The 9407-nt window shown below is 35.7% G+C and carries 16 protein-coding genes; 6 read left to right on the plus strand and 10 right to left on the minus strand.

All coding sequences use genetic code 11. From position 1 onward, the window contains the following. Window positions 1-3 precede the first annotated feature (3 nt). Window positions 4-1095 carry a cation diffusion facilitator family transporter gene (locus QZN27_RS00380; protein WP_296782299.1) on the plus strand — a complete coding sequence of 364 codons (1092 nt, stop codon included), beginning with the start codon at window positions 4-6 and terminating at the stop codon, window positions 1093-1095. Between the two features lie 42 nt (window positions 1096-1137). Beyond that, window positions 1138-1515, plus strand: a complete 378-nt coding sequence (locus QZN27_RS00385; RefSeq protein WP_296782300.1) for a hypothetical protein — start codon at window positions 1138-1140, stop codon at window positions 1513-1515. A 19-nt stretch (window positions 1516-1534) separates the two neighbouring features. On the opposite strand, the gene QZN27_RS00390 is transcribed toward QZN27_RS00385, so the two are convergent. Genes QZN27_RS00390 through QZN27_RS00400 form a run of 3 tightly spaced genes read right to left on the minus strand, consistent with a single transcriptional unit; the run spans window position 1535 to window position 3410 of the window. After that, window positions 1535-1828 carry a hypothetical protein gene (locus QZN27_RS00390; RefSeq protein ID WP_296782302.1) on the minus strand — a complete coding sequence of 98 codons (294 nt, stop codon included), beginning with the start codon at window positions 1826-1828 and terminating at the stop codon, window positions 1535-1537. Next, window positions 1825-2118 (minus strand): hypothetical protein, encoded by a 294-nt coding sequence (locus QZN27_RS00395; RefSeq protein WP_296782304.1) that lies wholly within the window; start codon window positions 2116-2118, stop codon window positions 1825-1827. Before QZN27_RS00395 ends, QZN27_RS00390 begins: the two co-directional genes overlap by 4 nt. A 53-nt stretch (window positions 2119-2171) precedes the next feature. Further along, the gene (locus QZN27_RS00400) at window positions 2172-3410 is read right to left on the minus strand and encodes a hypothetical protein (RefSeq protein ID WP_296782306.1); all 1239 of its coding nucleotides are present in this window, start codon (window positions 3408-3410) and stop codon (window positions 2172-2174) included. A 111-nt stretch (window positions 3411-3521) separates the two neighbouring features. On the opposite strand from QZN27_RS00400, the gene mtxX reads away from it, so the two are divergent. The 3 genes from mtxX to QZN27_RS00415 are packed head-to-tail and all read left to right on the plus strand — an operon-like array spanning window position 3522 to window position 5774. Beyond that, window positions 3522-4235 carry a methanogenesis marker protein Mmp4/MtxX gene (mtxX, locus tag QZN27_RS00405; RefSeq protein WP_296782308.1) on the plus strand — a complete coding sequence of 238 codons (714 nt, stop codon included), beginning with the start codon at window positions 3522-3524 and terminating at the stop codon, window positions 4233-4235. Window positions 4236-4244: 9 nt separating this feature from the next. Then, window positions 4245-5009 carry a polyprenyl diphosphate synthase gene (gene uppS / locus QZN27_RS00410; protein WP_296782310.1) on the plus strand — a complete coding sequence of 255 codons (765 nt, stop codon included), beginning with the start codon at window positions 4245-4247 and terminating at the stop codon, window positions 5007-5009. Between the two features lie 3 nt (window positions 5010-5012). Further along, on the plus strand, window positions 5013-5774 hold the full coding sequence (locus QZN27_RS00415) for a TatD family hydrolase (protein WP_296782312.1): 762 nt from the start codon (window positions 5013-5015) through the stop codon (window positions 5772-5774). On the opposite strand, the gene QZN27_RS00420 is transcribed toward QZN27_RS00415, so the two are convergent. Genes QZN27_RS00420 through QZN27_RS00445 form a run of 6 tightly spaced genes read right to left on the minus strand, consistent with a single transcriptional unit; the run spans window position 5771 to window position 7976 of the window. Beyond that, window positions 5771-6139: a hypothetical protein gene (locus QZN27_RS00420; RefSeq protein WP_296782314.1), complete on the minus strand. Its 369-nt coding sequence runs from the start codon at window positions 6137-6139 to the stop codon at window positions 5771-5773. The two genes, QZN27_RS00415 and QZN27_RS00420, sit on opposite strands and share 4 nt — an antisense overlap. Then, window positions 6140-6445, minus strand: a complete 306-nt coding sequence (locus QZN27_RS00425) for a hypothetical protein (protein ID WP_296782327.1) — start codon at window positions 6443-6445, stop codon at window positions 6140-6142. 1 nt (window position 6446) lies between these two features. Beyond that, window positions 6447-6695, minus strand: a complete 249-nt coding sequence (locus QZN27_RS00430) for a hypothetical protein (protein ID WP_296782331.1) — start codon at window positions 6693-6695, stop codon at window positions 6447-6449. A 7-nt stretch (window positions 6696-6702) separates the two neighbouring features. Next, window positions 6703-7074, minus strand: a complete 372-nt coding sequence (locus tag QZN27_RS00435) for a carboxymuconolactone decarboxylase family protein (RefSeq protein WP_296782332.1) — start codon at window positions 7072-7074, stop codon at window positions 6703-6705. Between the two features lie 15 nt (window positions 7075-7089). Continuing rightward, the gene (locus tag QZN27_RS00440; protein ID WP_296782333.1) at window positions 7090-7587 is read right to left on the minus strand and encodes a hypothetical protein; all 498 of its coding nucleotides are present in this window, start codon (window positions 7585-7587) and stop codon (window positions 7090-7092) included. Continuing rightward, a complete protein-coding gene (locus tag QZN27_RS00445; RefSeq protein WP_296782335.1) occupies window positions 7584-7976 on the minus strand; it encodes a hypothetical protein in 393 nt (130 codons plus the stop codon). The genes QZN27_RS00440 and QZN27_RS00445 overlap by 4 nt, the downstream gene beginning before the upstream one ends. 97 nt (window positions 7977-8073) lie before the next feature. Between QZN27_RS00445 and cobM the strand changes: the two genes are divergently transcribed. Beyond that, complete coding sequence (cobM, locus tag QZN27_RS00450) at window positions 8074-8826, plus strand: precorrin-4 C(11)-methyltransferase (protein WP_296782337.1); 753 nt, start codon at window positions 8074-8076, stop codon at window positions 8824-8826. Window positions 8827-8861: 35 nt separating this feature from the next. Here cobM and QZN27_RS00455 read toward each other — a convergent pair. Then, window positions 8862-9407: zinc ribbon domain-containing protein (locus QZN27_RS00455; RefSeq protein WP_296782338.1), on the minus strand; the 546-nt coding region annotated here is incomplete at its 5' end.

The following is a 9407-nucleotide window of genomic DNA, read 5'->3' on the forward strand; positions in this document are numbered from 1 at the left end:
TATATGACAAGACAAGAAAAAATCATTAAAACCAGTGTAATTGGCATTATAGTCAATCTCATTCTTGTTGCATTCAAGGCATTTGTTGGAATAGTTACAAATTCCATCGCAATTACTTTGGATGCGGTCAATAACTTAACCGATGCCCTTTCCTCCATCATCACCATAATTGGAGCAAAGCTTGCAAACAGACCCCCTGACAAAAATCATCCATATGGTTATGGGCGTATAGAATACTTTTCATCCGTAATTATTGCAGCTATCGTTTTATGGGCAGGTATCACTGCATTTATGGAATCCTGGCCAAAGATCTTTACTCCGGATGTTACAAATTACACAACAGTATCACTTGTGATTATTGCAGTTGCAATAGTTGTGAAACTTGCATTGGGCAGATATGTAAAGAGTGTTGGTGAAGACATCAATTCACAAGCTCTTGTGGCTTCCGGAAGCGATGCTCTTTTTGATTCCATATTATCTCTGTCAACATTGGTTGCGGCTTTAATCTCAATATTTTTCCACATTTCACTTGAGGGAATTTTAGGTGTAATCATATCAATCGTGATTATCAAAGCAAGTATCGACATGATAAGGGAAACACTTGACAGCATGATTGGCGCAAGGGTGGATTCTGAATTGTCAAGAAAAATTAAAGACTCAATATGTGAATTGCCTGAAGTCTATGGAGCCTATGATTTGAGTTTGCACAATTATGGGCCGGAAGACATGCAGGGATCTGTTCATGTTGAAGTCGATGACAGCCTGACTGCATTGGAAATCCACAATTTGACCCGTAAAATTTCAATTAAAATCTATGAGGAATTCTCAATCATACTGACAGTTGGAATATATGCAAGAAACAATAAATTTAATGATATTCGCAATGATTTATATGAAATCGCTTCAAAATACGAAGAAATCATTGAAATACATGGTTTTATAGTTTATGAGACTCAAAAACTCATAACCTTTGACATGATTGTTGATTTCGATGCTGATAGGGAAAAGGTTAAAAACAAAATTCTAGAAGAAATTAAACAAAAACATCCTCAGTTTACATATCAGGTTATTGACGATTATGATGTGAGTGATTAATATATACTAGTTTGGACAAATATATCTGTAAGGTGATAAACAATGGAAAAAAATAATATCATTTTAATTGCTATAGGAATTCTAGTAATTGCACTTTTAGCAATTGGAGCATACATGGTCACCACCAACAGTCAAGATTCAGTGAACAATGTTACTGTTGAAAACAATACCACAAATACAACCGTTAATGACACAAATGTCATTATGATTGATAAGGATGGTAAAGATTCAAACAACACTGTTGTTGGAGATAATTCACCAAGAAACGACAATAATACCAACAATACGACTGCAAGAGTATATAACCCTCAAACCGATTCATACGTAACCGTAATCGGAGAAGGTTATGACGTTGAAGTTGACAGATGGTATACCTACGATACAGATGGTGTAAGATACTACAATACAAGAATTAAATAATTTTAATTCTTTCTTTTTTTTATTTTATGAACACAGAATTTGTCAGATTATCCCTATATGTTGTTTCATCCCTCAGAGATTCTATATGATGAATCACATTCAGTTTCAAATCCTCTAATTTTATGCGAATTTCCAAATCATTGAAATCTACCTGAAACTGAAACAGATATTTGACTTCCATGTCATAGTCATATATTACCCAATTAGGCCCGTTAATGTCTAAAAGCTGAATGGACCACCTGTCCATGATTCCGGTGATTTGTGAGGTCACATCATCAACATCAAAGTTTTCATCAAGAAAAATTTCCTTCATTGGTAGAGATCCTCTGATTCATTTTGAGGAGCAAAATTAAGCTCGATTTCCTCACGGTTGAAAATTCCGAATGTGGTAATCTCACTTTTGCGGATGGTCAATGCCTGGCCGACGCTATTATCCTCAATTGATATCAAGCTGACATTCAGCCATTCGTCGTCCTCGGACAAGTAAGAGCAAGGCTCGAATAATTGGAATTTGGTTATAATTGTTAAAAGAAGGTCGTTAATGTCTGCACTGTTACCTGTATGTTCCTGATTTAGGTTTAAAATTTTGTCCTTTACATTCATGAATTTAGTTTAGTCGTTAAAATATAAGTCCTTTTCTAAGAGATTGAAATATCTCATAGAATGGAAAGCAACTTGTCGATGTTTGAAGCGGCAACTTCACAGCCATCATTCAAAATCAGCCAAATGGCCTTAATAAAACCTTCATCATTAAGAATTTGGCAGTTTTCCATTTCCAAAGCCCTGTAATTTGGCCTTTCCATAACATCTTTTAAAAATTGTTCCTTTATCTCCTCACGCATTTGCCTGTCAATAAGGGATTCGAGTATCTCCTTGATGGATAGGGCAAATGTGTTTCCAATCGATTTGGTGATTTCAATTTCTTCTGCAGTCATTTCCCCATCCATACTTTGCTCAATTTGGGTAAATGAAGAGTAATCCTGAAAACCGAAAATGGTAAATCTTCCCTCGACATTGTGGGCGGCATATTCATCAATCAATTGGGTGAAATGAGCATAGGACAATATGAAGGTAAGCAATGACTCGGTTAATGAATTTCGAGTTGCATCCAATAATTTGCAAAGGATATGAATCAGTATTTCCTGAATTAAAAAATGGGACAGCTCATGAATCAATGTAGTGATTTGAAGGGAATCAGTTTGCCTGTCATCAATGGATATGACATCTGATTCAAAATAGCCCAACTGACTTCCGGATGATTTATAATCAACTTTTACAAAGGATTTTGCAAACAGTATTATCTTTTCGAGGATGTCCAACTCATCAAAGTCGATTTCATTTTCCTTAACCAGCTTATTGAAATTCAAAAATGCCTGGGATTTGATATCATGCAGAATAATCTGATAATCATCTATTGTAAAGTCAAATTCATTAATTTTTAAGAGATTTCCTTTATTTAGCAAATCCTCAAAGGACTCATAACTGTTTTGTCCATTAAAAATGAATTTAGGCTCTGATTTGATATCACAAACGTCTACTTTATCAGAAATCTTTTTAAGATGAACAAGACAGTCAGGGCAGACAACTTCTTCCTTCGGATATTCACGACCGCATTCGGGGCAATATTTTTTGGGTTCAGAAAACGGAATAACCTTCAATACAGATTTTGTTTCCTTCCTCAACTCACCGGGACGAGACTCCATAGGCACTTTATCATCATCAATGTCCATGTCCATGGAGGACTCCAGTATGGCATCCTCATCGAATGAAATTTCCCGACAATAACATTTAACCATATCAATAGGTTTAAACTCCCTTAAAACCTCTTTTATCAAATCCAATTTTTCTGTATCATACTGACTATACCTTGACAAATCATTAATATTTCCAGTCATGAAAATCCCCACAAGTTAATAATATTTTTAACTTAACACCTTAAAAATTTTTCACAATACATCCTAAATTAGAAAAGTTTAATTTATAATAAAACACATATAATTAAATTAATGAAAACAATAGCTATTGGTGTTGGTGAAAACGAAAATATTATTCAAGCTTGTCATATTTTCAAAGAAAAACACCCAAAAACGGATATAAGACTAATATATAGTGATGATGACTTGATAAAAGCTGTCTTAGACAACAATATTGCGGCAGTAGTTCGTGGATCACTTCCTGCTTCCAATATTATGCAATATCTCAAACAGCATTACCCAAACTTATCAAGAGCAACATATGTTAATGGAAATGGACATGAATTTCTATTGTCTCCCGTTGGAATTGATGAGGGTAATACTGTCGATGAAAAATATGAAATTGTACTGAATTGTATTGATTTTCTTAAAAAAGTAGGTAAAAAACCTAAAATTGCAGTTTTGGCTGAAGGAAGAGAAGATGACTTTGGAAGAGGCAGCGAAGTATCAAATTCAATAATCGACAGCAAAAAACTAACAAAAATGATACAGGAAAATACATCAGAAGATGTTGAGAATTATTTTATTCTTATAGAAAAAGCCATAAACAGCAAATCCAACATTATCATTGCTCCTAATGGACGAGTGGGAAACATAATTTTCAGGACACTTGTTCTTCTAAATTCATGGCCAAGCCACGGTGCTGTAACATTCGGCATCGATAGGATTTACATTGACACAAGTAGAGATCAAAGCATTGATGGTTATGTCCGTAGTTTAATTTTAGCTGATGAATTATCAAAATAAGTGATGAACATGGCAGAAAACATACTTTATAGATTATATGAATGGTACATTACTCGTAATTTAAAACCGGAAAAGATGCCAAAACATGTTGCTATAATTATGGATGGAAACAGGAGATACTCCAAACTTCAGGGAAACATAGATGTTGTCAAAGGTCACGAAATAGGTGTGGACACATTGGAAAAAGTTCTTGACTGGAGTATTGAGCTTGGAATTGAAATTATTACCGTTTATGCCTTTTCAACAGAAAACTTCAACAGGCCACAGCATGAAGTCGAAGGACTGATGAATCTCTTTGTAACAAACTTCAAGAGATTAGTGGACCATGAAAAAATACATAGAAATGAAGTTAGAGTAAAAGTGGTCGGCAGAACCGAGCTAATACCGGAAAGCGTTCGTGAAGCAATCAAGGAAGCTGAAGATGCAACTGCAAAATACGAAAAAAGATTATTTAACATAGCTATTGGATATGATGGACGTTTGGAAATCATAGATTCTTTCAAAAAGATTATTGAGCAGGTGCAATCCGGCGAAATCACTGTTGATGATGTTGATGAGGATCTTGTAAGCAAAAACCTTTATACCGAAGGACTGGCTGACCCTAACTTAATTATCCGTACCAGCGGTGAAGAGCGCTTAAGCGGATTTTTACTTTGGCAATCTTCCTACTCAGAACTCTATTTCTGTGAAACATTATGGCCAGAGCTCAGGAAAGTTGATTTTATAAGAGCAATCAGGTCATATCAAGAGCGTGAACGAAGATTTGGAGTTTAGACAATGATTGATACCCATTGCCACATTGATTTTAAAGACTTTGATGATGACCGTGAGGACGTCATTAAAAGAGCCAAAGACAAACTTGACCATGTAATCGTTTCAGGATACAGCAATGACAGCAATATGGATGTTTTGCAACTTTCCAAAGATTACAAAGGTTTCATATACCCTACTTTCGGTTTTCATCCGGTAAGCTCACAAAACGCCACAGAAGAAGACATTAAAAAAGCACATGAAAATATTTCCAAATACCTTGATGACATCGTAGCAATCGGCGAAGTCGGAATGGATTACTTTTACGTTACAGACAAGGCAATGCGTGAAAGGCAGCAGGAAATATTCAAAGGATTTCTGGAACTTGCAAACGAGTACAAGGTCCCAATAGTTATGCATGTCAGGGATTGTGAAAAAAAAGCCGTAAATATCATTCCAGAATATGAAGACATCCCTTATTTCGTTTTTCATTGTTATGGAGGAAGCCTCAAGACCGCCAAAAAGATCATGAACATGGACAATTGCGCAATGAGCTTTTCCACAATGCTGTGCTATTCCAAACACCATCAGGACCTGATTGAAAAGATAGATCTTGACTATGTCCTGACTGAAACTGACAGCCCCTATCTGGCAATGACAAAAGAAGAGAGAAATGAACCTGCAAATGTCGTCAATGCAGTTCATAAAATTGCCGAGATAAAGGATATGGATGTTGAGACCGTTGATGAGATTACCACCAACAATGCTCTAAAAATTTTTAAAATCTAGAAATGAAGTGTGAAATTCAGATTAATCAGCACATCCTTATTTTCTTTAACTGCTTCTATTTCCAATTCAAATTCATCCAAATCATTTTTAACAAGATTTATCAAATGATAATCCAAAAAAGAATCGTTTAAATAAACAATGAATTGATTCCTGTCTATTTTCACTGACCTTCGGCAGAACAGTTTGAAGGCATAGAGATAATACTCCAGTCTGAATATCAAGTCTTCCTTATCCCCATTGCCGTTGATGAAGTACTCCTTCAAATCATTTTGCAGTATTTTTCCCTCATCGCCAACATCGGCCTTGAATGTTTCCATTTCAATTAAATCATCCATCAGTTGTTGCTTTTCTTCCTCATTATACATTCAATCACTTAATTTGAAGTTCAATTTTAAAAGATTATATGAATTCGGCAAAAATGTAATGGTAAACTTATCGAATGCATCATCCAAATCGCGCAATAAATCAAATTCCAAATCATCCGGAATGATATGGAGAACAAATGAATCCTCATTAATTTCAACTTCCAACTCTTCAAACAAGGGAACATTCAGCTCTGAAATGAATACATATTTGTAGACAATCAGTTCATAGTCATTTACTTCCTTTTCGGACTTGATTATATCAGCCAATTCATCCTGCAGTTTGGATGCGATTGCATTAAAAGTCATGCTAAAACCTCTTGAATACATTTAACTTATGTGATTTGTCATGATATTTGTTCGGGTCCTGCAGGCTGTCAAATGTGCTGTTCGGCATGAATTGGCTGCAGGTGTCCGTAGGATTTGTACGGCCATTTCCCAGGCGGCAAACCACCCCCTGAGCGGGACCATCAAATTGTGTGACCGTTTGCCAATACTTGCAATTGAGGCATACCCTGTCAGGATTTATTTCCGAAATGTCAATATCATCAAGATACATTATACACCTAAAGCAAATCTCTTTCGATGAATACCTCTTTAGCAGCCATTACTGCATTTATTGCCTTTGGAAATCCGCAATAGGCACTCATCTGCATCATGATTTCAACAATTTCTGTTGGAGTGTTTCCAACATTCAATGCTGCATTAATGTGTTCTTTAAGCTGAGGAATAGTTCCGAGAGCTGTCAAAGCTGAAACTGTACAGATTTCACGAGTCTTCAGGTCAACTTCCTCACGGGTGTATATCTCAGAATAAGGATATTCAATGACAAATCTGGACAAGTCCGGAGCGATATCATCCAATTCCTTAAATATTTCTTCAACTGACTTGTTTTGAATGCCTTCAATGCATTTTTTACCTTTTTCATACCTATTCATAATTATACTATATACCTAAATCCATTTAACATTAGCGGTTGTGTAGACATAATGGGGAGAAAATACCGGATTGTACAATTTATTCGTTGAAGAGGTACTGTTAAAGCTGACTGCAATGGATTTTCTCAAATTATAGTTTATCCTGTCCCCAATGGAAACCAGTTCGGAGCTGCTGAAGCGTTCAGATGTTTTGGCATACACTTTGAACTGTATTCTCTTCTTGTCATAGTTTATGTCATGACCCAATTCGCTATATGAAACATTGATTATTTTAACTGAATAGGGATACAGCAAGCTTGTTTTTGATGCTGAATAATCCCGAAACGTATCTTCAGGATAGATTGCACCAGATGAAGTTGCAATACCTTCATTCACGCCATTTCGAGCTGCAGCCATTGCAATATTCAATTCCTGTTCATTGGCTACAAAAACTATTGACAGCGTGACAATCAATATTAAAACGCCGAATAAAAACAGGAATTCAGCTGAAATCTGTCCAGCATCATCCATCATGATATCACAATTCCCTCATCGGTTTTTGTTATCAGATAACTTTTTCCACTGATTAATTTATATTCAGAATCCAGATTTGCAAACATCATCAGTGTCTCTCCCTTTTTATCGCCATATTCCATAGTCAAACTGTTTCTTTCAACTGTTATCTCAAAATATCCCTTATCCGACGGCAGCCTGATGCATTTTGAGTATCCTACCCCATTGGAGTTTACCTGACTGATTTGATTTGCCACATCATCCAAAATCAGCCTATGAGTTACAGCATCTTCAATATTTAAACTTGATTCAATTGTGGATGATGCATAAAATAACACTCCTAAAGCAATAATGACAAGAATGAATAATGAAAATAGATATTCTATTGAAATAAAACCTTTATTGTCCATATTTTTTAGTTATTTTAGAAATTAATAAACTTTGCTCCAAATCAAAGTCAATTTTGATACCAAATTATTAAATAATATATTCATTAAAAATAATATTATGAAAGGTAAAGTTGTTTTTATTGGTGCAGGACCTGGAGATCCTGATTTAATCACCGTCAAAGGAAGAAACGTAATTGAAAAAGCTGATGTAATTATTTATGCAGGTTCACTTGTCAACAAAAATGTTTTATGCCCTGCAAAAGATGAATGCGTAATTCACAATAGCGCTTATTTGAATTTGGAAGAAACTGATGCAATAATAACTGAAGCAGTTAACGAAGGCAAATTGGTTGCCCGTGTTCATACCGGTGACCCATCAATTTACGGAGCCATAGGCGAACAGATACGCGAACTTAAAAAGCACGACATAGAATATGAAATCATTCCAGGAGTAAGTTCCCTATTCGGTACTGCCAGTGTTCTTGAAGCCGAGTTGACTTTACCTGAGATTTCACAAAGCGTCATTATCACACGTCCAGAAGGCAGAACTCCAAAACCGGAAGGTGAAAGTCTTGCAAGCTTTTCAAAGCATCATGCAACCATGTGCATCTTTTTGGGCATAGGAATGATTGATAAGGTTGTCGATGAACTGCTTGAAGGTTACGAGGAAACAACTCCAGTTGCAGTTGTCAAAAAGGCAACTTGGCCAGACCAGCAAATAATTAGAGGAACCCTCGCAGATATTGCACAAAAAGTTAAAGATGCCAATATTACAAAGACTGCAATGATTGTGGTGGGAGATGTCCTAGACCCCGGTGACTTTAATGCATCCAAGCTATATGACAAAAACTTCAAACATGAATATCGTTAGATTTGGGAATTGATTTTCCCAATTTCACTTATTTTTCAAACCGCACCTACAACCTTGATGTCATCAAAAACATCATAATTTGAAACATAAACCATGCATACTTCATCTTTTATTCCAAAGACAAATGCATAACCCTCATTTTCATATTCCAAATAATAACCTGTATATCCATACATTTTGGTAGGTGTTCCACCCAAATCCTCTGCAACCTTTTGACTGTTTATTCCCTTTCCTGGAGTTCTTGTAACTCCAATTTCAATGTAGTTGTCCTTATTGCTCCAGCCCATTGCGCTTGATTTGACGTTTCCGTCATAATTGACATCAGTCCTCAACGGTTCTGAAACATAATCGGCAGGGATTTCAAATTCGACATTGTCAACCTTGACAGTTTGTGTCTGGTTGAGCAAAAAAGTAGCTGATAAAAAAATAGCCAAAATTACAAAAATAATTAGTATAATCAGTATGTGCTTGTTTGAAAATCTGTTCTGCTTATTTGGAACTTTTTCACCACAATTGGCACAGAACAATGCATCTTCCTTTAATTTTTCGCCGCATTTACTGCAATAATCGGTCATTTTAAA

This window comes from uncultured Methanobrevibacter sp., from assembly GCF_900316895.1.
Lineage (GTDB): Archaea > Methanobacteriota > Methanobacteria > Methanobacteriales > Methanobacteriaceae > Methanocatella.